Source organism: Nocardiopsis sp. LDBS1602 (genome assembly GCF_035818715.1).
In the GTDB taxonomy this organism is placed as follows: domain Bacteria; phylum Actinomycetota; class Actinomycetes; order Streptosporangiales; family Streptosporangiaceae; genus Nocardiopsis; species Nocardiopsis alba.
This window is the reverse complement of the sequence record NZ_JAYLVW010000001.1, coordinates 1,546,744-1,570,466: the sequence shown is the minus strand read 5'-3', so window position 1 is coordinate 1,570,466 and position 23,723 is coordinate 1,546,744. Positions and strand designations below refer to the sequence as shown.

19 protein-coding genes and 1 riboswitch are annotated in these 23,723 nt (G+C 69.7%); of the genes, 11 read left to right on the top strand and 8 right to left on the bottom strand.

Going from position 1 to position 23,723, the window contains the following annotated elements; translation table 11 throughout:
* Positions 1-97: 97 nt before the first annotated feature.
* Together U9J66_RS07160 and U9J66_RS07155 are read right to left on the bottom strand one after the other, a co-directional pair.
* Positions 98-301, bottom strand: coding sequence for a DUF397 domain-containing protein (locus U9J66_RS07160; RefSeq protein ID WP_161111520.1), 204 nt, complete (start codon positions 299-301; stop codon positions 98-100).
* Positions 298-1,161 (bottom strand): helix-turn-helix domain-containing protein, encoded by an 864-nt coding sequence (locus U9J66_RS07155; protein WP_161111521.1) that lies wholly within the window; start codon positions 1,159-1,161, stop codon positions 298-300. The genes U9J66_RS07160 and U9J66_RS07155 overlap by 4 nt, the downstream gene beginning before the upstream one ends.
* 205 nt (positions 1,162-1,366) lie before the next feature.
* Here U9J66_RS07155 and U9J66_RS07150 point away from each other — a divergent pair, with 205 nt between their 5' ends.
* On the top strand, positions 1,367-2,293 hold the full coding sequence (locus U9J66_RS07150; protein WP_161111522.1) for a DUF5753 domain-containing protein: 927 nt from the start codon (positions 1,367-1,369) through the stop codon (positions 2,291-2,293).
* Positions 2,294-2,385: 92 nt separating this feature from the next.
* Positions 2,386-2,913 (top strand): ATP-binding protein, encoded by a 528-nt coding sequence (locus tag U9J66_RS07145; protein ID WP_202421646.1) that lies wholly within the window; start codon positions 2,386-2,388, stop codon positions 2,911-2,913.
* A 587-nt stretch (positions 2,914-3,500) separates the two neighbouring features.
* Here the strand turns inward: U9J66_RS07145 and U9J66_RS07140 are convergent.
* Together U9J66_RS07140 and U9J66_RS07135 are read right to left on the bottom strand one after the other, a co-directional pair.
* Positions 3,501-4,010: a hypothetical protein gene (locus U9J66_RS07140; protein WP_326337336.1), complete on the bottom strand. Its 510-nt coding sequence runs from the start codon at positions 4,008-4,010 to the stop codon at positions 3,501-3,503.
* A complete protein-coding gene (locus tag U9J66_RS07135) occupies positions 4,007-5,251 on the bottom strand; it encodes a glycosyltransferase (protein WP_326337335.1) in 1,245 nt (414 codons plus the stop codon). Before U9J66_RS07135 ends, U9J66_RS07140 begins: the two co-directional genes overlap by 4 nt.
* 221 nt (positions 5,252-5,472) lie before the next feature.
* Between U9J66_RS07135 and U9J66_RS07130 the strand changes: the two genes are divergently transcribed.
* The 5 genes from U9J66_RS07130 (at position 5,473) to U9J66_RS07110 (ending at position 11,588) form a co-directional block, all read left to right on the top strand.
* Positions 5,473-6,720 carry an MFS transporter gene (locus tag U9J66_RS07130; RefSeq protein ID WP_326337334.1) on the top strand — a complete coding sequence of 416 codons (1,248 nt, stop codon included), beginning with the start codon at positions 5,473-5,475 and terminating at the stop codon, positions 6,718-6,720.
* An 86-nt stretch (positions 6,721-6,806) separates the two neighbouring features.
* Positions 6,807-7,268 (top strand): TetR/AcrR family transcriptional regulator, encoded by a 462-nt coding sequence (locus U9J66_RS07125; RefSeq protein ID WP_014911339.1) that lies wholly within the window; start codon positions 6,807-6,809, stop codon positions 7,266-7,268.
* Between the two features lie 96 nt (positions 7,269-7,364).
* Complete coding sequence (locus tag U9J66_RS07120; RefSeq protein WP_326337333.1) at positions 7,365-9,119, top strand: ABC-ATPase domain-containing protein; 1,755 nt, start codon at positions 7,365-7,367, stop codon at positions 9,117-9,119.
* Positions 9,120-9,522: 403 nt separating this feature from the next.
* Entirely contained in the window at positions 9,523-10,446 is a 924-nt protein-coding gene (locus U9J66_RS07115) for a proteasome assembly chaperone family protein (RefSeq protein ID WP_014911153.1), read from the top strand.
* A complete protein-coding gene (locus U9J66_RS07110; RefSeq protein WP_041561907.1) occupies positions 10,443-11,588 on the top strand; it encodes a quinone-dependent dihydroorotate dehydrogenase in 1,146 nt (381 codons plus the stop codon). Before U9J66_RS07115 ends, U9J66_RS07110 begins: the two co-directional genes overlap by 4 nt.
* Positions 11,589-11,651: 63 nt before the next feature.
* Here U9J66_RS07110 and U9J66_RS07105 read toward each other — a convergent pair whose 3' ends face one another.
* On the bottom strand, positions 11,652-13,103 hold the full coding sequence (locus tag U9J66_RS07105; protein ID WP_326337416.1) for a polysaccharide deacetylase family protein: 1,452 nt from the start codon (positions 13,101-13,103) through the stop codon (positions 11,652-11,654).
* Between the two features lie 283 nt (positions 13,104-13,386).
* Complete coding sequence (locus U9J66_RS07100) at positions 13,387-14,925, bottom strand: polysaccharide deacetylase family protein (protein WP_014912378.1); 1,539 nt, start codon at positions 14,923-14,925, stop codon at positions 13,387-13,389.
* Positions 14,926-15,113: 188 nt separating this feature from the next.
* Positions 15,114-15,328, top strand: a riboswitch (cobalamin riboswitch).
* Positions 15,329-15,467: 139 nt separating this feature from the next.
* Here U9J66_RS07100 and metE point away from each other — a divergent pair.
* Complete coding sequence (gene metE / locus U9J66_RS07095; RefSeq protein WP_326337332.1) at positions 15,468-17,753, top strand: 5-methyltetrahydropteroyltriglutamate--homocysteine S-methyltransferase; 2,286 nt, start codon at positions 15,468-15,470, stop codon at positions 17,751-17,753.
* A 121-nt stretch (positions 17,754-17,874) separates the two neighbouring features.
* Here metE and U9J66_RS07090 read toward each other — a convergent pair whose 3' ends face one another.
* Positions 17,875-18,912 carry a DUF3558 domain-containing protein gene (locus U9J66_RS07090; protein WP_326337331.1) on the bottom strand — a complete coding sequence of 346 codons (1,038 nt, stop codon included), beginning with the start codon at positions 18,910-18,912 and terminating at the stop codon, positions 17,875-17,877.
* 486 nt (positions 18,913-19,398) lie between these two features.
* Positions 19,399-20,445 carry a coiled-coil domain-containing protein gene (locus tag U9J66_RS07085; RefSeq protein ID WP_014913336.1) on the bottom strand — a complete coding sequence of 349 codons (1,047 nt, stop codon included), beginning with the start codon at positions 20,443-20,445 and terminating at the stop codon, positions 19,399-19,401.
* 644 nt (positions 20,446-21,089) lie between these two features.
* On the opposite strand from U9J66_RS07085, the gene U9J66_RS07080 reads away from it, so the two are divergent.
* The 3 genes from U9J66_RS07080 to U9J66_RS07070 are packed head-to-tail and all read left to right on the top strand — an operon-like array spanning position 21,090 to position 23,674.
* Positions 21,090-22,046 carry a methionine ABC transporter ATP-binding protein gene (locus U9J66_RS07080; RefSeq protein ID WP_014913252.1) on the top strand — a complete coding sequence of 319 codons (957 nt, stop codon included), beginning with the start codon at positions 21,090-21,092 and terminating at the stop codon, positions 22,044-22,046.
* A complete protein-coding gene (locus U9J66_RS07075) occupies positions 22,043-22,768 on the top strand; it encodes a methionine ABC transporter permease (RefSeq protein ID WP_017534126.1) in 726 nt (241 codons plus the stop codon). Before U9J66_RS07080 ends, U9J66_RS07075 begins: the two co-directional genes overlap by 4 nt.
* A gap of 60 nt (positions 22,769-22,828) precedes the next feature.
* Complete coding sequence (locus U9J66_RS07070) at positions 22,829-23,674, top strand: MetQ/NlpA family ABC transporter substrate-binding protein (RefSeq protein WP_326337330.1); 846 nt, start codon at positions 22,829-22,831, stop codon at positions 23,672-23,674.
* Positions 23,675-23,723 lie beyond the last annotated feature (49 nt).

Below are 23,723 nucleotides of genomic sequence, written 5' to 3'. Positions count from 1 at the left end.
TGTAACGCTGTCTCCGGAGTCCGGGGAGTTGTGTGTTCAGAGGGCCCCGCCCGTGAGAATCACGGACGAGGCCTCGCTGGGGGCGCGACAGGTGAGGTCAGGGGCGGGTCGCGCCGAGGAAGGCCTGCCACTCGTCGGCGTTGAAGAAGAGGGCTCCGAGTTCGCGGTGCTTGGTGTCGCGGACCCCGGTGATCGGTCCTTCGGAGACCTCGACACACTCGCCGCGGTCGTTGGTGTAGCTCGCCTTGTGCCAGGGGGAAGCGGGGACGAAGGTTTCGATGGTGATCGCGCTCGGAGTCATGACGACCTTTTGTACTCGTTGATCAGCGTCTTGAGGAGGGTTCGCGTCTCCGCGGTGGAGAGCGCGGAGGCCTGTAGTTGGTCAAACGCTATCTCGTGCTCCAGCAAGTCTTCCCGGTCCTCGAAGAACAACCCGTTCGGCGGTACGTCCACGAACAGGGCGCGGTCGCTCTCGTCGAAGGTCAGTAGGGAGAACCCGTAGGTGCGGGACATCCCCGCTGATGAGGGGAGGATCTGGAGGTCGATGAAGGGCCGGTTCGCCAGGCCGATCAGATGGTCGAGTTGAACCGCCATGACCTCGGGGCCACCGATGACGCAGCGCAGGCAGGACTCGTCGAGGATCATCCAGATCCTCGGTGGGTTCTCGCGTTCCAGGACGTTCGAGTGCCGCTGGATTCGCGCTTCCACGCGGCGTGTGCGTTCCTCGGTGTCGGGCACGTATCCCCGGGCCATCATGGCCTCGATGTAGTCCCGATGTTGGAGCAGCCCGGGAACCAAGCCGACTGTGTATTGCTGGATCTTGGCGGCCTCGTGTTCCAACCCGTAGAAGGCGCCGATGCCGACGTCCTTGTACTGGAACCACCAGGGCTTCTGGGTGCGTGAGGCCTTGGCGATCTCGACCAGGTCCTCGCGGAGCTCATCGGTCGACCCGTACAGGCGGCAGAGTTCGGAGACATCGGCGGAGTTCAGGCGGATGAACTTGCCCGTCTCGATCCGGATGATCTTGCCGGACTCCCAGCCCATGCGTTTCGAGACTTCTCCCTGGGACAGCCGGGCCTCCGAGCGCAGGCGCTTGAGTTGGCTGACCAGATGACGACGCCGGACGGGCGAACCCTGGGCCACGGCTGTCTCCTCGCTCATGTTGTGGGCACTGCCTCCAGTATCTCGCGGGCTGCAAACTTCGCATTTCAGATATACCAACCCAGTTATTTTCCAACACTTGGATTTTCGTAGTGTGTGCCTCACTATAGGGATTGCGATGGAGCCCTCGGCACAGCGGAAGGGCTCCACGGCCGCACCATGTGCGGGCTGAGGGACATCCAGAGATTTCGTGAGGAGTGACCACATGACTGGTGAGCGGACTGCACGAACGGCCGGCGGCGGTGGAGGGGCCGCGGATCCCGGCTCGCACTGGGAGAGGTTCGGGGCGCGGGTGCGTCAGGTGCGGACCCAGGCCGACGTCGACCCCGACGACCTCACACTGCGAGAGGTGTGTGAGCCGACCACGCTCGCGGCGATCGAGTCCGGAGAGTACGACCCTCCCGGACACCTGGCCCGCTATCTGGACTCACGGATCGGCGCCCAGGGCGTTCTGGTGGACGCGTGGGCACGAGCTCGCATCCAGTCCCTCTTGGACGAGGACGCGGACATCTCCCGGTTCCAACACCACGCCCACCAGATCCGCTTCTTCGACCCCGGAGCCTTCCCCTCGCCCTTCAGGACACCCGCCTACGCCCGCGCCCTCACCCTCGGCGCCCAGCCCCTGTCGAACGATCGCACCGAACTCCACCGGGCCGAACGCGTTCCGCTCACCCTCATGGGTTCGGGGCCGCCGCACCTGTGTCTGGTCGTCAACGCGTCGGCGGTGCGCCAGACCGTCGGAGACTCCCGAACCATGGCCGACCAGCTCTCGCTGGTGGTCGAAGCCGCGGGACGAGAGCACATCGCCGTGCACGTGATCCCCGAGCAGACCGACCTGCACCCCTGCCGTTCCTCCGCGTTCCGGCTGCTCTCCTTCAGTCCCCACCACCAGATCGTCTACGTGCCCGCCCCCTGTGGCTCCGGGCAGATCATCACCAACCCTGAGCAGGTCGCCGCCCACAGCGACCTGTTCGAGACGCTCAAGGGCGAGTCGCTGCCCCGCTCCACGTCCCTGCGATTGCTCAAGGAGGAGATCGATCGTCGACGTTCCCGACCCAAGGCGCTCACCGGTGGTGACGGACCCTCTCAGACCCTTGACGTGCCCCTCGTGTCCGAGGCCGTGCGCCTCTGAACCCCACGCACGAAAAAGCTCTGGCGGGTGTTGACGCACCCCCAGAGCAGGCCGACTCGATTCCAGCATCGCAAGCAGAAAGTGAGATCGACATGTCCATTGTGCCGCACGACCGTGCCCCGATCCACGCCCTCGGTGAGCCTCTCGACAGGTGCCGCCGGTTCTCCAGGGTCTATCCCGGTGTCCTGTCCCGGATCGCCAGGGTCCGTTCGGACCTGGCCACCGACCTCTCCGACCTGATCGGACCCCTCCGGGAGACCGGTGAGGACGTCGTGCTCTGCGTCAGTGAGATGTTCGCCAACGCCTGCGACCACTCACGCTCCGGACAGGACGACGAAGGACGCGTCATCCGCCTCCTGCACCGGCCCACCGCCACCAGTGTCCGGGTGGCCATCGTCGACGACGGTGTTCGCACCGATCGGTCCGCTCCCTCGGAGCCCCGGATCCCGTCCCCGCGATCCTCTGGGGAAGGGTTCGAGGCCGAGCGCGGTCGTGGTCTGCTGCTCATCGACCATCTCGCCGCCCGCTGGGGCACTCGATCGGTGCTGGACTTCCCCTTCTGCTCGGGGCTGGGGACCGTCACCTGGGCCGAGTTCGTTCTCCCCAAGGCCGCCCGATGATCGCGCCCCACCGGCTCGACCCCGGGGTCCGGGCGGTGTTGTCCGCGCCCCGGGGCGAGCGCTTCACCCGCCACCGGCAGAGCGCGCTCGCGCAGATGGCCGACGATCCGCGTGTCCGATACCGCCAGGAACACGGGGAGCTCCCGCATTGGATGAAGGTCGCTTCTCGGCGACACGATCAACGTGAAGTGCGGCCCGTTCCGTCCCCGCGCCCGGCCCCGGACGACGTTCCGCCGACCGGACCCTCCTCCCCTCCGACCCGTCTGGGGCGCCATCGCCGACCCGGGCGCCCAGGATGGAGGATCCTCGCCTACGGCCTCGCGGTGGGCGCGGGAGCACTCGCCCACCACGTGAGCACTCTTCTCCTCTGACCCCTCCGACACACGAGCCGACGGCCGTGCCGGGATGCCCTCCCGGCACGGCCGTCGTGCCGTGCTGTGTGAACGCGGCTCAGATGGATCAGGGCACGTGCGCGAGTTCGTCCAGAAGCCGGCCGGCGTGGATGGGCGCTCCGGCCACCGGGTTCTCACGTTCGCACACCTGGGGCGGGGAGGGGCGACATCGACGGGTCGCTCGGCCGGTGGGTGTCAGGGAAACGGGTCGGTGATGTGGAGGTCGCGGTCGAGGAGGGCGGCGACCTCGGCTCCACACTCCCTCTCGACCAGGGTGAGCAGGCCCCGCAGGTCCTCGTGGACCCGGGTGAGCAGCCCGGGCAGGTCCCGCAGGGGCAGGTCGATCCGCAACTCCTTCCCCTCCTGGGAGAAGCGAATCCTGTCACCGACGAACTCCTGCACGACGCCGGGGTCGTGCCCCATCCAGACATGGGTGCGATCGAGCAGGTTCGACCACTCCCGCCAGTCCTCCAGACCACAGCAGCACCCGGGGTTCACGCTCGCCCCCGAAGCGCGGACCACGCGCAGGCCGCCGGGGAACAGGGTCATCTCCTGGTCGAGCAGTCCACGCGGATCCTCCGCGTCGTTGTACCCGGCCCACGTCGTCAGGAAGGTCTCCAGTTCGCCAGGGGAGAGGTCCCCCGACAACGGCAGGAACCTCCCATGGTCGACCTCCAGCACCGGCTCGATCCGCGGGGAGCTCATCGGGAGGCCTCGATCAGCGCGTGGACGTGGTCGGCGGCGTTGCGGGCCCCGTCCACCCCGGCCAGGTGGGCGCGCAGATCTCGGGCACGGGTGCGCAGGGCCGGATCGTGCAGGACCGCTTCGAAGGCGCGCCGCAGCGGTTCGCCGTGGGCCCGTCGCGGACCGAGCGCCACCGCGGCGCCGAACCGCGCGCACTCGTCGACGTTCCAGCGCTGCTCGGCCTGGAGCCCGATACCGACGAAGGGCTTGCCCGAGATCGCGGCCGTCTGCACGGTGCCCTCGCCGCCGTGGACGACGGAGGCGTCGATCAGGTCGCCCAACAGATGGGCGGGGAGCAGGTCGAACACGTGCACGTGCGGACCGAGCGCGGCGCGGTCGCCCGGCCTCAGGTAGTGGGCGACCGGGGCCAGGACGGTCACGGGCATGCGGGACAGCTCTCGCAGCACCCTGAGCACGATCTCCCGGTTCGCCGAACTGCCCATGGCGAAGTACATCACCGGTCGGCCGCGCCGCTCGGCCTTCTCCACCACCTCGGTCACCTCGGCGGGTACCTCGCCGCCCAGCCGCGCGTAGATCGGGCCGACCCACCGGTAGTGCGGGGGAAGCAGGTAGGGCCGTAGCCGGATCGACGCGATCAGGTTGAGGTCGCCGTCCAAGGCCTCGACGGTGCGTCGGGGGACGCTCACCCCGTTCTCCCGGGCCACCTGGACGAAGCCCCTCGGTTTGAGGGTGGTGTACCGGGCGACCTCGCGCAGCAGGCGGGCGGCGCCGGCGTCGACGGTCCGGGCGAGGGTGCCGCGTCCGGAGAGCAGCGGCACCGACCGGATCTGGCGCAGGTGCGGCCACGAGTAGGCGAACGGTTTGACGTAGACCAGAGGGATCCGGTCGGCCCGTGCCGAGACGAACTGGCTGATGGTGCTGCCGATGACGGTCGCGGCCGGGCGCAGCAGGGTGTTGAGGGCGCGCTCGCCCTCGACCCGCTCCCGTAGGAGTTCGGCGGTGAACGGGTGGGTCACGGCGCGTCCCTGGTCGAACCGGAGCAGCTGTTCGGCCTGGTCGTCGGTGAGGACCGGGGCCAGGGGGAAGTACTCGAAGCCCGCCTGTTCGATGAGGCCCGCGTATCGCTCCGAGTAACCGGCGAAGACGCATTCGTGCCGGTCCCTCAGGTGCCGGGCGACCTCGATGGTCCGCGTGGTCTCGGCGAGGTCGAAGGTCTCCGGGGCGAACAGGACCGTGCTCACGGCGGAACTCCTTGTCTGGGCGGGCTTGTACGCAACGTAGTCGTCCGGAGCGACGGCGGCAACGGCCCTTCGGTGGAACGGGCGAGCATGGCGTACGCCACATGTCCTTGTGCCCCGGGCGGTTCGCGTATAGAAACTGGGACAAGTGTCCCAGTTTTTTTTGGGGGGGCATCGGCGTCCGCGAACCGCGACGCCCTCCGACCCGATCCCGAGGATCAGCCATGCCCAATCCGTACGCGCGGATCTTCTCCGCACCCGGGGCCAAAGCCTTCACCGCCGCCGGACTCATCGGCCGCATGCCGGTGGCCATGACCAACATCGGCCTCATCACGATGCTCTCCGCCACCTACGGCGGCTATGGTCTGGCCGGGGCCGTCGCCGCCACGTTCACCCTGTCCATGGCCCTGATCTCGCCTCGGATCTCCCGCCTGGCCGACCGCTTCGGCCAGCGCCGGGTCCTGCCTCCGGCCGCGCTCGTCTCGGTCGCCTCCCTGCTGGCGATGTCGGCGTGCGTATGGCTCGAGGCCCCGACCGCCCTGCTCTTCGTGCTCGCGATCCCCGCCGGCGCCATGCCCAACATGTCCGCCATGTCCCGAGCTCGCTGGACCGAGATCTACCGGGGGACACCTCGACTGCGCACCGCCTACGCCTTCGAATCGGTGGCCGACGAACTCACCTTCATCACCGGCCCCGCGCTGTCCGTGGTCCTGAGCACGATGGCCTTCGCCCAGGCGGGCCCGCTGGCGGCCGCCGCCTTCCTCGCGGTCGGGGTCGGTCTGTTCGTCGCCCAGCGCTCCACCGAACCACCGGTCCGTGTCACCGGACCCACGGCCACCGAGCGGGGCCGGCGCCTTCTCGACACTCCCCTCCTGTTGCTGGTGGCGATCCTTCTCGCGGGAGGGGTGATCGTCGGGGCGATCGACGTCGTCGCGGTCGCCTTCGCCGAGGCCCGCGGCGTCCCCGGCGCCACCGGGATCGTCCTGTCCTGCTACGCCCTCGGCTCGGCCGTCTCCGGTCTGGTCTTCGGAGGACTCCGGATCCCCTGGCGACCGCGGACCCAGTTGACGGTCGCGGTCACGGGTACGGCCCTGACCGCGCCGCTCCTCCTGACGGCCGACGGCATCGTGACGCTCTCCCTGGTGGTGCTGGTCTCCGGGGTGTTCTTCGCCCCCATGATGATCCTGGTCATGACCCTCATCGAGGGGATCGTCGCCCCGGAACGGCTCACCGAGGGCATGACCTGGGCGCTGACCGGACTGACCGTCGGCACGGCCCTGGGCACCTTCGCCGCGGGCCAGGCGGTGGAGGCCGGTGGGACCGACGGCGGTCTCCACGTCGCGATCGTGGCGGGAGCGGCGGCCCTGGTCGTGGTCCTGGTCGCGAACCGCCTGCCAGAGCGGGCCGCGAAGGGCGGAGAGGAGGTGAACGACTCCGCTACCCTCGGTTCCCGGACCGAGGAGGAGCGCTGACCCAGACCGACGGACGCCGAGCCAAGGGCGAACTGCGCCGCAAGGCCCTCATCGAGGCGACCCTGCGCGTCATCGAACGCGACGGGGTGGCCGGGGTCAGCCATCGCACGGTCTCGAAGGAGGCCGGACTGCCCACCTCCGCCACCACCTACTACTTCACCGGCCTGGGTGATCTGCTCACCGCGGCGCTGACCAGCGTGATGGACGAGGACGCGGGGCGGATGCGCCGCCTGACCACCGAGGGCGACCGTCGACGCGAACTCGCCGAACTGCTCTGTCGGGTCGCGGCGGAACCGGGACGCCTGCTCGCCGAGTACGAACTCTTCCTCCTGGCCGCACGCCGCCCCCACCTGCGCCGGTCCACGGACGACTGGCTGGCCGCGGTGGGGGCGTTCGCCCGCCGCTACACCGACGATCCCGTCCGCGTGCGCGTGGTCACCGCCGTGATCGACGGGATCCTGCTGCACACGCTCCTCCAAGAGGCCAAACCCACCGCCGACGAGTTCGAGGAGATCCTCGACGACGTCCTTCCGAACCCGGAGCCGTAGGGCCGTTCGGCGGGTTATCCACAGGGCCGGAGCGGGGAAGGCGCGAAAGACCTAACCTGGCGGGGCAGTGAGAACCGACGAAGCCGGGGGGAAACGATGACGGGACGGCAGGGCCACGGGTACCGCGGGGGCGGTCGAGGAGGCGGAGGCGGCGGGGGACGCCGGCCCGAACCCGAGCCCATTCGCGGGGTGCGCGACGACGCGCGCCTGTCCCAAGAGCTGTCGAAGATGGACGGCGCCTCCTACGGGCGCTACAAGTCCCTCAAGGGTGACTGGGACTTCGGCGACTTCACCCTCACCGTGCAGCGGGTCCAGGCCGACCCCTTCGCGCCGCCCTCCCGGCTGCGGATCCTGCGCCCCGACGCCGGGATCCCCGAGAGCGCCTACGCCGACCCGGTCCGCCGCCGGGCCACCGCCGACTTCCTGGGCCGACTCGCCCGTCGCCTGCTCAAGGGGTCCAGGCTCAAGATCGACACCGGGGGCCAGGAGGTCCTGGTCCGTTCGTCCTGTCGGGTGGGCGCGGACGGCTCCCTCGACCTGCGGTTCGGTCTGGATCTGCCCGGACACGGACGGCGGATCGACGGGCGCGCCGCCGAGCGCGAACTCTGCCGGACCGTCCCCGAGTTGGTCGACGACCTCGACTGGGAGGAGATCGACCAGAAGGCCGCCGAGGCCTACGCCGACAGCGTGGTCGACACCGTCGCCCTGCGCGAGGCCCTGTCCGACCGCGGGCTGGTCGCCTTCGTCGCCGACGGGGCCGTCCTGCCCCGCCGCAGCGGGGTGAGCGACGAACCCCTGACCGGGGCGGGCATGGTGCCCTTCGCCTCGCCCGAGTCCCTGCGGGTGAGCGTCGACCTGCCGCACCGGGGCACGGTGACCGGCATGGGGGTGCCCGAGGGCATCACCCTCATCGTCGGCGGCGGTTTCCACGGCAAGTCCACCCTGCTGCACGCCCTGGAACGCGGCGTCTACGACCACGTTTCGGGAGACGGTCGCGAACTCGTGGTCACCCGCGCCGACGCGGTCAAGATCCGTGCCGAGGAGGGCCGCCGGGTGGAACGGGTGGACGTCGGTCCGTTCGTGCGCAACCTGCCCACCGGCTCCGACACCAGGGACTTCCGCACCGAGAACGCCTCCGGTTCCACCTCCCAGGCCGCCAACATCTGCGAGGCGGTGGAGGCCGGATCGCACACCCTCCTGGTGGACGAGGACTCCACGGCCACCAACCTGATGATCCGTGACGAGCGGATGCAGGAACTGGTCCACGGCGACCGGGAACCCCTGGTGCCCTTCATCGACCTGGTGCGCCCCCTGTACCGGGAGCACGGTGTCTCCACGGTGCTGGTGATGGGCGGCAGCGGCGACTACTTCGATGTCGCCGACCACGTCGTGATGCTGGACGCCTACCATCCGCACGACGTCACCGAACGCGCCCGCGCGCTCGCCCGCGAACGCACCGACTCCGTGTTCACCCGGCCCCGGGCCCGTGTGGTGGACCCGAGATCGGTGGACGATCGAGGGGCCAAGGGGCGGAGCAGACTCAAGCGTCGCGACATGGACGTGCTGACCTTCGGGGAGAGCGACGTCGACGTCCGCTCGGTGGAGCAGTTCGTCGACGCCGGGCAGATCACCGGGGCCGGGCTGGCCCTGCGCGCCCTGGTCCAGGGCGGCCACCTGAACGGTTCCCGTACGCTCGCCGAGGCTCTGGACTCGCTGGACCGGGCCCTGGCCGAACGCGGGGTCTCTCTGCTCGGCGACGACTTCGACGGGGACTACGTCCTGCCGCGCCGGCACGAGGTCGCCGCGGTCCTCAACCGACTGCGGACCCTGAGGGTCGCCGAACAGCGCTGACCACAGGGGTGCCTCCGAGGGGACGGCCGGCCGCCCTCTCGGCCATCGCGCCATGCGTGATCGGTCGCCCACACCGAAGCTCGGGTGAGGTGTTCGGACGGGGCATCCCGGTCGAGCACCTCACCCTGGCGTGGAACGGGCGGAGGTCCGATCACACGGCCGACGTGTTCGGGAGTCGGCCGCTCCGATCCGTCGGGTCCGTACCCGGTGTGACGGCCGGACCACGACGGGCGCTGTGGCCGTGGTCACGACCGAGGGGTCGACGCCGGTGGGGACCCGGAACGGGTCGGTATGGTGGAAAAGCAGGGCGTGGCGACCCCGAAGTGCGTCACAAGGGACCGTTCGGGTGGGCCTTCGTAGGCGAGTCGTCCTGTGATCCCGACCCTATGGAGACGAGAATCCGGTGCGTGACCCCGCAGATCTGTACGAACTCCATCCAGGCTTCGACGACATCGTCGGCCCGGTGATGCTGGTCTGTCTGGACGGTTTCGTCGACGCCGGACAAGCGGGCCGCCAGACCTCCGAGTGGCTCTTCGAACGGTTCACCGCCGAGAAGGTCGCGACCTTCGACACCGACCGACTCGTGGACTACCGCGACCACCGGCCGACGATGACCTTCGTCGAGAACACCTGGACCGAGTACAAGGCCCCCGAGATCGGGCTCTACCGGATGCACGACGACGAGGGCACGCCCTTCCTCGTCCTGCACGGGCCCGAGCCGGATCACGAGTGGGAGCTGTTCGTGGCCGCCGTCCATCGGCTGGTCGAACGCTTCGCGGTCTCGCTGTCCCTGAGCGTCAACGGCATCCCGATGGCGGTCCCGCACACGCGCCCGGTCACGGTCACCCCGCACTCGACCCGTCCCGAACTGGTCGCGGGGCACACCCCCTGGATCGGCAGGGTGGAGGTGCCGGCCGGGGCGGTCTCGCTGCTGGAGTACCGTCTGGGCGAGCTGGACCACGACTTCATCGGCTACGCCGTCCACGTGCCCAGCTACCTGGCGCAGTCGCAGTACCCGCGCGCGGCCATCGCCGCGATCGGCTATCTGACGGCCGCCACCGGGCTGGCGATCCCCACCGACGACATGGAGGAGACGGCCCGGGCCGCCGACGTGGAGATCGCCGAGCAGGTGGCCGCCTCGGAGGAGATCCAGCGGGTGGTCGCCAACCTGGAGCGTCAGTACGACGACATCGTCTCCTCCCGTGCCGAGAGCGAGGGGGACTCGAGGTCGTTCGGCACGGACGAGGAGGGCCTGCCCACCGCCGACGAACTCGGCGCGGAACTCGAACGCTTCCTCGCGGAACGCGAGGGTGACGGAAACGGATGACCGTGTTCTACCAGATCCTCTTCAGCTCGGTGCTGCGTCACATGGACGCGGAGAAGGTGCACAAACTGAGCTTCGCCGCGTTGCGCGGCGTGACCGCAGTACCGGGGGTCTCCGAGGCCATGACCCGGGTCCTGGGCCCGCGTGAGCCGGAACTGACCGTGCACGCGCTGGGGCGCGAGTTCCCCGGCCCGCTCGGCCTGGCCGCCGGGTTCGACAAGAACGCGGAGAGCCCTCGGGGCCTGGCCGCGCTCGGCTTCGGCTTCGTGGAGGTGGGAACCGTCACCGCCCACCCCCAGCCCGGCAACCCCAGGCCGCGTCTGGCCCGGCTGGTCGCGGATCGCGCGATCGTCAACCGGATGGGCTTCAACAACGAGGGTTCGGCGCTGGTCGCCGAGCGTCTGCACCACGACCGCGACCGTGAGGGCCCCGTGGTCGGGGTGAACATCGGCAAGACCAAGGTGACCCCGGAGGAGGAGGCGCCCGCCGACTACGCGCTCAGCGCGCTGCGGCTGGCCCCCTACGCCGACTACATGGTCATCAACGTCAGCTCGCCCAACACCCCGGGTCTGCGTAACCTCCAGGGCGTGGAGCGTCTGCGTCCGCTGGTCGGCGCGGTGCGCGAGTCGCTGGCCGAGGCCGGCCGCTCCGACCTTCCCCTCCTGGTGAAGATCGCGCCCGATCTGGCCGACGAGGACGTCGACGCCGTCGCCGACTTCGCGCTGGCCGAGGGGCTGGACGGGATCATCGCCACCAACACCACCATCTCCCGTGAGGGCCTGGAGAGCTCGGCCGAGCAGGTGGAGGCGGCCGGTGGCGGCGGTCTGTCCGGAGCCCCGCTCAAGCGGCGTTCGCTGGAGGTCCTGCGCCGTCTGCGCGCCAAGGTCGGTGACCGGGTCACCCTGATCGCGGTCGGCGGCATCGAGACCCCCGAGGACGCCTGGGCCCGGATCCGTGCGGGCGCCACCCTGGTGCAGGGCTACACGGGGCTGATCTACGGCGGACCGCTGTGGCCGCGCCGGATCCACCGGGGCCTGGCCCGGTTGGTGCGTTCCGCCGGCTACCGGTCGATCGAGGAGGCCATCGGCGTCGACGCCCCCGCGCCGGCCCTGAAGGTGGTCGGCGACACCGCGACCGCGGGCTGACACGTGTACGACGAAGGGCCGGTGGGAGAACTCCCACCGGCCCTTCGCCATGGTCCGCCCCCGCTACCAGTTGCCGTCCCAGTCCTCGGGGAAGACGTGCGGGGGTTCGGGGAAGCCCATCGCCTGGCTCGCGGGGACGAACTCGTAGCCCTCGTCCCGCAGCAGCCGGATGATCTCGGGGACCGCGTCCAACGTGGCCTCCTGGGGATCGTGCATCAGGACGACGCCGCCGGGTTCGACCAGGTCGACGACCCGGTCCACGATCTCGTCGCTCGTCAGCCCCTCCCAGTCCTCGCTGTCCACCGTCCACAGGGTCTCGACCATGCCCTGATCGGAGATCTCCCGGTGCACGTCGTCGTCGGTGGCCCCGAACGGCGGCCGGAACAGCTCCACCGTGTGTCCGGTCTGGCGGCGGACCATCGCGCTCACCGAGGCGACCTGGGAGGGCAGCTCCTCGGCGTCCATACGGTTCATGTGCTCGTGCAGGTCGCCGTGGCTGGCGATCTCGTGACCCTCGGAGTAGGCCCTGCGTAGTGGACCGGGGCGGGTCAGGACGGGGCTCCCGTTGAGGAAGAACGAGGCGGTGACCTTCTCGGCCGCGAGCAGGTCCAGCAGGTCCGAGGTGGCGGCCACCGGCCCGTCGTCGAAGGTGAGCGCGACACAGCGGACCTCGTCGTCCTCACAGTCCACGTCGGGGAGCCGGGCGTCGAAGACCCCGGGGACGGGCGGAGGGGCCTCCTCGTCGTCGTCCTCCTCGAACTCGGCCGGTTCCAGGTCGGCGTTCTCGGTCATGGAGGCCTGCCGGGCCCGCTCTCCCAGGTCGGACAGGAGAGGTGCGGCGGTCTCGTGGTCGACGATCACGACCTTGCGTCCGAACTCGGTGGAGGGCACGTGGCCCTCGATCACGGGGGAGAGGTGTCCATCGTCGAACTCCACGACCAGGTCGCCGTTCTCGTTGAAGCCGATCGAGTCGTAGGTCCGCAGCACCGGGTACAGGGTGTCGCCGTCGACCTCCTCGTCGTCGGCCAACTCGTCTCCGACGATCGCGTCGAGCTCGTCGAGGGCCTCCTGTCCGGCCAAGAGCTCGGTGGAGTGGGCGGAGCGGCCCGCGGTGGCGTCGTACCAGTGGGTGGAGTAGCCCTCGCGCATGCCGTGCATGTCCTCTTCGGAGCGCACCAGCCGCACCCCGAGGACGCCTTCGCCCGCGGCCACCAGCTCCCAGTCGACGCCCAGGCTCACCGGGTCCCGGGTCCCCGCGCGAAAGTCGGCGACCTCTTCGTCGACGCGTTCCTTGAGCGCCTCGGTGAACGCGTCGGCGGTCGGGAAGACGGGGAGGGTCACGTCGACGGCCACGTCCGGATCGGGGATGTGGGGATGGTCGTCGTAGTCCTCGGCGGAGGCGGTCCATTCGGAGATCCCCTCACCGGAACCGTCCTGGAGCACCGCCATCCGCTCGTTCCCGGACAGTCCGACGGCCTGTTCCCCGCAGGCCGTCAGGGCCAGGGACAGAGCCACCAGGGCCGTCCCGGCGCGGACCCGGATCGTCCGACCCTCGTGAGGCCGGGGCGGGGCCTGATCCGGTACGACTGAGTTCGATGACACGACCCGACTCCCTCGTCCCTTCGGCGGATGCTCTCCCGCGCTCGCTGGGAGCAACATAGGGGACAGCGCCCCGGCGCCCGGGGCACTGTCCACATGTGGACACCGATCCTCGTCGGTGGTCCTTCCGCTCTACCGAGGTCAGTCCTCCCCGCCCCGGTCGGCGGGGGAAACCTCCCCACCGACCGAAGCCGGGGTTCTACAGATCCGTCCCGTCCACGTAGACCTGTCCCGGTTCGGTGGTACCCAGGAGCTGGGACACGGTGACCATGGTGTAGCCGCGTTCGTCCAGCTCACGGATGATCTTGCGGGACGCGTCGATCGTGGTGTCGTGGATGTCGTGCATCAGGATGATGGCCCCGTCGGAGGCCCCGTCCAGGGCCCTCTCGGAGACCACGCCGGCCTTCCGGTCCTTCCAGTCGTTGGTGTCCACGCCCCACAGGATCTGCGCCAGACCGAGCTCCTCGGTGACCTGGTCGACCGTGCCGTTGCGGGAGCCGTAGGGCGGCCGCATCAGGTTCATCGTGTGGCCGGTCTCGCGCTGGACCAGGGCCTGGGTGGTCTCCAGGTTGGACCGCACGGCGCCGGCGCCGATCGTGGCCAGATCGGGGTGGTCCAGGGTGTGGTTGGCGATCTCGTGACCCTCGGCGTAGGCACGACGCACCGTCCAGGGGTGCTCCCTGACGGGGAGGCCTGTGACGAAGAACGTCGCCTTGGCGTCGTGGGCGGCGAGCATGTCCAACAGCTCGGGAGTGCGCCCGCCGGGGCCGTCGTCGTAGGTCAGAGCGACACAGCGCACCTCGGGGTCGGAACAGTCGACGGAGTCGTCGCGCGGGGACATCACCCCGGGCGCCGCCTCCACGGAGCCGTCCTTGTCGGCCTCCGGAGCGGTCTCCACGGTGAACTCGTCCACGCCGGTGGTGGCGGCGTCGCGTGCACGCAGACCGAACTCCGACAGCAGCCCCTCGGCCTCGTCACGGTCGATCACGGCGTGCAGACGCCCCTCCGAGACGGGGGCGATCTGTCCGTCGTCGAACTCCACGACCAGGTCGCCTTCGGAGGAGAAACCGACCGAGTCGTAGAGGGCGTCGATCGGGTACAGGGAGGAGGTCACCGCGGCGGTGTCGGAGACGGCCTCGCGTACCAGCTCGTTGAACTCCTCCAGTTCGGCCTGGCCGGCCAGGAGGGAGCTGGAGCCGCGGACCACACCGTCACCGGTCTCGTACCAGTAGATGCTGTGATCCTCGCGGGTCTCCTCGGAGTCGGTCTCGGTCGTGGTGACGCGTACGCCCACGATCCCGTCGCGTGCCGCCGTCAGTCGCCACTCGCCGGTCATCGAACGGGCCCCGGGCTCGGCCGCCTCGAACGCGGAGGCGCGTTCGGTGAGCGTGCGGTCCAGGAAGTCGGACAGCGGGTCGGCGTTGGGGATGACCGGATAGGCGACGGTGACCTCACCGCCGCCCTCATAGGAGATGGAGGTCTCCTCGAGGCCGGGGAGCGCGTCCGCGCGGACGTCGGTCAGCCCGTCCACCTCCTCGGCGGGGGGAAGGTCCTCCTCCGCCGACACCGTCGTGGCGTCGTCGGTGCTCGGGCTCATGCCGTTCGGGCCCGGTGGTCGGGTCGCCATGGACAGCAGTCCCACGAGCACCACCAACGCGATCGCGACCGTGAGGACGGGATGATCGGGGGTCATGGTCGGACGGTCTTGCTGCTTCACCTGGGGGTTCTCCACGTTCATCGTCAGACGAACGTCCGCGGGAGAGCGGGGGCATGCCTCTTCCACGCAACGCTGATAACGGGTGTGATGCCGTGCACAGGGCAGGGGTTCGCCCTCGTGCTCGGAGGAAGGGGGTACGCCGGGTACAGGGGCGGAGGGGGATCTCCCTATACTCCCAGCTGTGGAAGGTACACACTCCACCGAGTAATCGGAGTCCGTTCCGCGGACGTCGGAGTGTGTCGAAAGAGGGAACCCGGTGTGAGTCCGGGACTGCCCCGCAGCGGTGAGTGGGAACGAAAGTCGTCAAAGGCACTGGTGCTTCGACCCGACGGGTCGGACCCGGGAAGCGACGGCCGGTAGGCGGATCGACGTCTCGTCGAAGGTGCCCACGAGTCCGAAGACCTGCCTCCGCCCGGTGACGCGTCCGTGTCGCCGGTGGTCCCGTGCCCCGAGGGAGGGCCGAGGTCGCGAGACGGGTGTGTCCTTCGGCTCATCCGTGCTCCTCGCGTTCTCTCCCCTCTCCGGGATCGGTGCCCGGCTTTCGACGAGGGAGAGAAGCTTTCATGTCCACCACTCCGACGGCCTCCGGACCGTCCGTGCGCTCCACGGTGCACGGCTACCCGCGTATCGGTCCCCGCCGTGAACTCAAACGCGCCATCGAGTCCTACTGGAAGGGCGCCACCACCGCCCGGGAGCTCGACGACGTCGCCGCCGGCCTCCGTCGGGACGCCTACACCCGGCTGCGCGAGGCGGGTGTGGACGACATCCCGTCCAACACGTTCTCCTACTACGACCACGTCCTGGACACGGCGGTCATGTTCGACCTCGTGCCCTCCCGTCTTCCCTCTCCGGCGCGGGCGGAGGAGCGGGACGAGCGGCTCCGCCGCTACTTCGCCCTGGCCCGGGGCGTCCAGGGGGCGCCTCCGTTGGAGATGACCAAGTGGTTCGACACCAACTACCACTATCTGGTCCCCGAGCTCTCGCCGAGCACCCGGCCGCGTCTGGTCGACGACAAACCCGTCGCGGAGTTCCGTGAGGCCCTGGACGCGGGCTTTCGGACCCGGCCCGTGCTGCTCGGTCCGTTGACCTTCCTTCTCTCGGCCAAGGTCGCCGACGACGCCCCCGAGGGGTGGGAGCCCATCGAGCTGCTCGACCAACTCTTGGACGCCTACGTCCGGCTGCTGGCCGATCTCGCGGCGGCGGGCGCCACCGAGGTCCAGCTCGACGAGCCGATCCTGGCCACGGACGAGGGTCGTGCCGCCGTCGGGTACTTGGAGCGCTCCTACAGGCGGCTGGGAGAGGCGGAGGAACGTCCCTCCCTCCTGGTGTCCACCTACTTCGGTTCGATCGGTCCGGCGGCGCTACGGGTGCTCAAGGAGTCCCGGGTGGAGGCGGTCGGCCTCGACCTGGTCACCGACGGGGAGGGGTTCGAGGACCTGGCGGCCGTCTCCGGTCTGGGCTCCACACGGTTGGTCGCGGGTGTCGTGGACGGTCGTAACGTCTGGCGTACCGACCTGTCCTCGGCGATCGGTCGGCTGGGCACCCTTCTGGCCCTGACGGACGAGCTCTCGGTGAGCACCTCCTGCTCGCTGCTGCACGTGCCCATCGACCTGGACGCGGAGACCTCCCTGGCGCCGGAGCTGCGTGAGGCCCTGGCCTTCGCCGTGCAGAAGGCCGGAGAGGTGGCCCTGCTCGGTCGGATCCTCTCCGAGGGCGAGGCCGTCGACACGGGGGCCTCCACACCGCGCAACCCGGCCTTCACCGACGCCCGTGTCCGGGCCCGCCTCGACGCGCTGGGGCCGGACGCCTACGAGCGTCCCGAGGACAGGGGAGGACCCGACCGGGTCACGCTCGCCACGACCACCATCGGTTCCTTTCCGCAGACCTCGGAGCTGCGCCGGTCCCGTGCCGCCCACCGTCGTGGCGAACTGTCGACGGAGGAGTACCACCGCATCCTCCGCGCGGAGATCGACCGTGTGATCGCGCTTCAAGAGGACATCGGCCTGGACGTCCTCGTCCACGGCGAGCCCGAGCGCAACGACATGGTCCAGTACTTCGCGGAGCGACTGGAGGGCTACGCGACCACCGAGAACGGTTGGGTGCAGTCCTACGGGACGCGCTGTGTCCGACCCCCGATCCTGTTCGGAGACGTCTCGCGTCCCGAGCCGATGACGGTCGAGTGGATCACCTACGCCCAGTCGCGCACCGAGAAGCCGGTGAAGGGCATGCTGACCGGTCCGGTCACCATGCTGGCCTGGTCGTTCGTGCGTACCGACCAGCCGCTCGCGGAGACCGCCCGTCAGGTGGGTCTGGCCCTGCGGGACGAGGTCGCCGATCTGGAGAGGGCGGGGATCCGCCACATCCAGGTGGACGAGGCGGCCCTGCGGGAGCTGCTCCCGTTGCGGGAGGAACGGCGTGAGGAGTACCTGGACTGGGCGGTGGCCTCCTTCCGCCTGGCCACCTCGGGGGTCGCTCCGAGCACGACGATCCACACCCACATGTGCTACTCGGAGTTCAACCGGATCGTGGGCGGGATCGAGGCGCTGGACGCCGACGTCACCAGTGTCGAGGCGGCCCGATCGCGCATGGAACTGGTGGAGGCCCTGGGGCGGCGGGGCTACAAGCGCGGGATCGGCCCGGGCGTGTACGACATCCACTCCCCGAGGGTGCCCTCGGTGGAGGAGATCGAGGCGTCGTTGCGGCTGGCCGTGTCGCACGTGGAGGCCGCGAACCTGTGGGTCAACCCGGACTGCGGGCTGAAGACGCGCGGCTACGCCGAGGCGGAACAGGCGCTGCGCAACATGGTCGAGGCGGCCCGTAGGGTGCGCGCGGACCTCGCCGAGGCCTGATCCGGTCCGTGTCGTCGGGGGCTCGCCCGACGGCACGGACCCGGGTACGGCGAAGGGGCCGCGACACGAGGTCGCGGCCCCTTCTCGTGGTCGTTCCGCGAGGGAACGTCCGGTCGGGTCCTCAGGAACCGACGATGGCGAGGGCCTCGGCCGCAGCAGAGGTCATGATGTCCTCGGCGTTGTCGGGCATGGAGAGGTCCTCGGGGTCGACCGACAGACCATTGATCTGGTAGGTCAGCTCGATGTTGACGTTCGCGGTACGCACCATCAGGACGGCCACGGGGATGAGGTCGCCGAGGTAGTCGTACTCGGTGATCACGAGGTGGGCCTCGTCGCCCAGACCGTCGAGGGCCTTGTCCTCGGTGATGCTGTCCGCCGGGTAGTAGTCGTCGTTACCACCGGTGTAGTAGTCGACGCTGCTCTGGAACTCGCTGGTGGCGGCCTCGATGGAGTCCGAACCGCTGTAGGGCACCGAGTACGACAGGTTCAGGGAACCGTAGGCGTCGTCGGGGTTGCCCTCGGGGGAGTCACCGATGGTGGAGCAGGTGGCCGAGTTGTCGGACACGCTCTTGCCCGGGTCGGAGCTGAGCAGGAAGTCGCTCATGACCTGGTCGGTGTAGGCCTCGCAGGGCTCCTGGGGCAGCGCGTAGGGCGGCTCGCCGGAGGGGCCCTCGCCACCGGCGACGGGCTCCTCGGCCGGTTCGTCGGTCTCGACGGGGGCCTCGGTGGTGGGGTCGGGGGTGACGACCTGGTCGTCACCGCCACCGCGGGTGACGAGCATGATGATCACGGCGATCACGAGGACCACGATGATCACGCCGCCGCCGATGACCACCCAGAGGCCGGCCTTGCCGCCGCTCTTGGGGGGCTGGGGAGGCGGCGGGTAGGGGCCAGGGGCGCCCGGACCCATGGGGCCGCCCGGTCCACCGGGTCCACCGGGACCTCCGTAGGGCGGCTGACCGCCCGCGTACATGCCCTGGTCCTGACCCGGAGCGCCCGCGTACATGCCCGGGTCCTGACCCGGGCCGCCCGGGTAGGGGGCCTGACCGTAGCCGGGCTGACCGCCGGTGCCGGGCCCGTAGGGCGGCTGGCCTCCGGTGCCGTCCCCGCCACCATAGGGGTTCTGCGGTGGCTGGTTGTAAGGTCCGTTTTCGCTCATGGCTCCCCTCGCCCGGTGAAGTGCTGACCGTGTTGTCTGGGATGCGCGTGCGCAATGGTGGGTTCTCACGAGTTTCCCGTGGCGACCTTCGGCGGATGGCCGGTCGGGTGACGGCACGGGGAATCGTGGGGAGGACGGCCCGGGACCACCGTCGATCCGCGGGCGAGGGCGGACGACGGGGAGCGGGAGTTCCCTGCGTCGTGAGTGGATGTCCCGATGGGAGAACGGGGTTCGCCGTGCATCGTGGTCGGGGCCGGAGGAGAAACGTTCCGTGCCCGTCGAAGAGTCGGGACGTCAAGCATCCTAGCTGCGTAGAGGGACGAAAGGCAGGTCGGATCGACGATAGTGGGGTGAATCGTCACCATTTCGTGCCGGCCGAGCGGAGAATCACCCGAGGTGAGGCCTTATCGTGATCTCCCCTTCTGGACATTCGTGTCCTTTCGGGGATAAAGACGAGGCCCGGAACGGGGTTCGTCCCGCTCCGGATCAGAACATCGAGATGTGCACGTGGTCGAAGTGGTTCTCGGTGTTGTTGCCACGGTCCGACATCGCGCGCCAGCCCTCGTCACCACGACGGATGTCCCAGATCTGCTGGCGGTAGATGATGTACATGATCCCCAGGTCCTCGGCGTTGTCCTGGGCCCAGTGGGCGATGTCCCAGCCTCGCTGTTCCTGGTCCGCCGGGGGCTTGCGGCCGTTGGCGTCCACCATGAAGTCACAGGCGCGCCCCTTGGGGTGCTCGCCCACGACCCAGCCGCCCACCGCGCGGTAGCAGCCCACGCCGCCGACGTCGTCGCCGCGGCCGAACTCCTGAATGATCACGTCGCGCATCTGCTCGGTGCGCGGGGTGATGTTGTCCGGGGGCCGCATGGGCTGCTCGGGGTGGTCGGCGATGAGCCGGCGCACCTCCATGCGCCGGTCCTCCAGCTCGTCCATGTCGGCCTCGGCCTCGGCCAGTCGCTCCTCGGCGTTCTCCCTGGCGACCTGGTCCCGGGACAGGGCCTGGTCGAGCTGGTCGATCCGGTCCTGATTGCTGCTGGACAGGTAGTCGATGACGACCGCGCGGTCGATGACCTCGTCGGGTTCGGTGTCCACGAACAGCGACATCGACGGGTCGATGCCGCTGCTGGTGTAGGTGGCCACCGCGAGGGCGCGCACCTGGGCGCGGACCTCCTCGACCGCCTCGTTGGTGGCGTCGGCCCGGCTCTGGGCGCGCTCGGCCTCCTCCATGACCTGCTCCATGTCGCGGAGCTCGCCGTTGTACTCCTCGGTGAGGGCCTCGGCCCGCTCCTCCAGGGAGCCCATGCTCTCCGGCTCGCGGGGCGGAAGCGGCGCGGCGGTCGCGGGGGCGGGCAGGGCGGTGGCGGCCAAGAGCGCGGTGACCAGAGCGATCACCCGGGCTCGGCCCGGGAACGGGCCGGAGAGAAGCGCACGGGCGCCATCGGCGAGGGTCTCCCGCCAGGTGGCGTCGGTGGGGTCGGGCGCCCAGAAGTCGACGTAGTCGTCCACTCTGTTCAGATCGTCGGACTGCACGGTGTGGTCGCTCCTCGTGCCCGCGGGCGCCCTCACGGGCACAGGACGCCGTGGGCGCTGCTTCTCGTCATCTCCCGGACCGGTGTCGCGGCCGTCGCCGTGTGGGCGGGCCTCGACCTTCCTCGGTCGCCTCGGCGCGTGAAGGTCACGGGACGGTAATGAGTGTAGGCACTCTCTTGGGTGTTCGTGAGAGGCCGTGCGGCTTACCCCGGTGGTCATGGGGCTGATGTGGTCTAAATAACCATATTCAGGTCAACGATTTTGTCGACCGGCCGACGTGGTCATGGTTGAGTTGGTGCCGTGATGGCTCCTGAGCACGACGAAGCGACCCCCGCCTCCTCGGTGGACACCGCCCGGCGGCCTCTTCCGCTGCCCGGCTGTCGCTGTCGAATGCCCCGCTTCCGCTCCGCCTGAGCCCTTCGCTCCACCGGGGAACGCACGTCGAGCCGTGTCCGGGCTCCGGTCCCGAATCCTCTGGAGCCCCCGACCGCCGGTCCCTCCGGCGCGTCGACGCCGTCCACCGACCGGGCGCTCCGTACGCTCGGGTGTGGGCGTCAAACCCACGCTGATCCAGCCTTTCTCCGCGAAGCGCGGGAGCTGTGACACCACCGCCAGACGTCGATGGGAAAACCGTGATTGACGCAGTGGGTCTGCACAAGACCTACAGGTTGAAGAAACGCCAGGTAGAGGCCCTCAAGGGCGTCGACCTGCATGTCGAGTCCGGCGAGATCTTCGGGGTCGTCGGCCAGAGCGGTGCGGGCAAGAGCACGCTCCTGCGCTCGGTGAACCTCCTGGAACGCCCCGACGAGGGCAGTGTCCGGGTCGGTGACGAGGAGCTCACCGCCCTGCGCGGCTCCCGACTGCGCGAGGCCCGTCGGGGGATCGGCATGGTGCACCAGCACTTCGCCCTGCTCTCCTCGCGCACGGTCGCCGGCAACGTCGGCTTCCCGCTGGAGGTCGCCGGTGTCTCCCGCGCCGAGCGCTCGCGTCGTGTCGGAGAGCTCTTGGAGCTGGTCGGTCTGAGCGACAAGGCCCGCGCCTACCCCTCCCAGCTCTCCGGTGGACAGAAGCAGCGTGTGGGCATCGCCCGCGCCCTGGCCCCCGAGCCCAAGGTGCTGCTCAGCGACGAGGCGACCTCGGCCCTGGACCCGGCCACGACCGAGTCCATCCTGTCCCTGCTGCGCAGCCTGCGCGACGAGCTCGGCCTGACCATCCTGCTGATCACCCACGAGATGGACGTGATCAAGAGGATCTGCGACTCCGCCGCGATCATGGAGAACGGCGAGTTCCGCGAGTCCGGTCGTGTGCTGGACCTGATCGGTACACCCGGTTCCCTGCTGGCGCGCTCGCTCTTCCCGTTGCCGGACAACGGCGGCCCGGAGACCGTGGTCATCACCTACCCGCGCTCCTTCGACGAGCCCTTCATGTCCGAACTGACCCGCCGCTTCGACGTGGACGTCAACATCCTCGGAGGCGGGGTGGAGCAGGTGGCCGGCCAGTCCGTGGGCCGCCTGAGCGTCGACATGCGCGGTTCTCGTCGTGCCGAGGCGTTGACCTACCTGTCCGAGCACGGCCTGCTGGTCGAGGAGGCCGGAAAGTGACCACCGATCGGATCCTGTACCTGGCCGACGAGGGCAACGCCGTCACGGCCGTCCTCGACTTCGTCTACGACTGGCCGAACATGTGGCCCAGCCTGTGGCTCGGCACCCAGGACACCGTCTACATGGTGCTGTGGGCGACGATCTTCAGCGTGCTCGTCGGTCTTCCTTTGGGAGTCCTGCTGGTCACCACCGACCGGGGCGGGCTCACGCCGGCGCCGGCGGTCCGCGCCGTGCTCAGCGCCATCGTCAACATCGGCCGTTCCCTGCCCTTCATCGTGCTGATGGTGGCGGTGCTGAGCCTGACCCGCTTCCTCGTGGGGACCACGTTGGGCCCCACCGCCGCGATCGTGCCGTTGAGCATCGGCGCCATCCCGTTCTTCGCCCGTCTGGTGGAGACCTCTCTGCGGGAGGTGGATCGCGGGGTGATCGAGGCCGCCTACGCCATGGGAACCCGCAAGCTCACCATCGTGGGCAAGGTGCTGCTGCCGGAGGCGCTGCCCGGTCTGATCGCGGGTCTGGTGATGACCGTGGTCACGCTGATCTCCTACTCGGCGATGGCCGGCGCCATCGGTGGCGGTGGTCTGGGCGACCTGGCGATCCGCGAGGGTTACCAGCGCTTCAACGACCACTACCTCTGGGCGACCGTCATCCTCCTCGTCGTCATCGTGCAGATCGCGCAGAGCCTGGGCGATCTGTTGGTGCGCCGCCTCTCCCGGCGCTGAGTCCTTCCCCTTCCCCTCGCCCCTCCGGTCGGATGTCGAATCGACGGCAAGGAGAACGCCATGTCAGGGAGTGTGAAGGCGCCCCGGGGGATCGCCGTGTTCGGTGCGGTGGCCCTGCTGCTCACCGGGTGCGGAAGTCCCAGTGAACGGGCCGGAGGCGGCGAGGGGGACGAGGACCTGGTGACACTGCGGGTGGGGGCCAGTCCGGTCCCGCACGCGGAGATCCTGGAGTTCGTGGACGAGGAGTTGGCGGCCGAGGCCGGGTTGGCCATCGACGTGGTCGAGTACACCGACTACAACCAGCCCAACGCGGCCCTGTCCGAGGGGGAGTTGGACGCCAACTACTACCAGACGCGTCCCTTCCTGGAGGAGTATCTGGCGGGCAACCCCGAGGCGGACCTGACCTACGTCGGGGACGTGCACTTGGAGGCCTTCGGCCTGTACTCGGAGAAGATCTCCGACCTGGCCGACCTGCCGGAGGGTGCGCGGATCGGGGTGCCCAACGACGTGTCCAACATGGGGCGCGCGTTGAACCTGCTCGCCGAGCACGACGTGATCACCCTCGCCGACAGCGGGGGGAACACCCCCTCCCTGGACGACGTCGAGGAGGATCCGAAGGGCGCCGCGATCACCCCGGTGGAGGCGGCGCAACTGCCCCGATCGCTCCCGGACCTGGACGCCGCCGTGGTCAACGGCAACTACGCCCTCGAAGCGGACCTGCCCGACACCGCGGAGGTCCTGGGGTGGGAGCGGACCGAGGGCAGCGTCTACGGCAACGGCCTCGTGGTGCGCGCGGCCGACGCCGACTCCGCGGACATCGCGCGGTTGAACGAGCTGTTGCACAGCCCCCGGGCGCGCTCCTTCATGGAGCAGCGCTGGCAGGGCATCGTCATCCCGATGGGCTGACGAGGGAGCGGTCGGCCGCCCCGCACACGGCCGAGGACGCGCGGTCCCG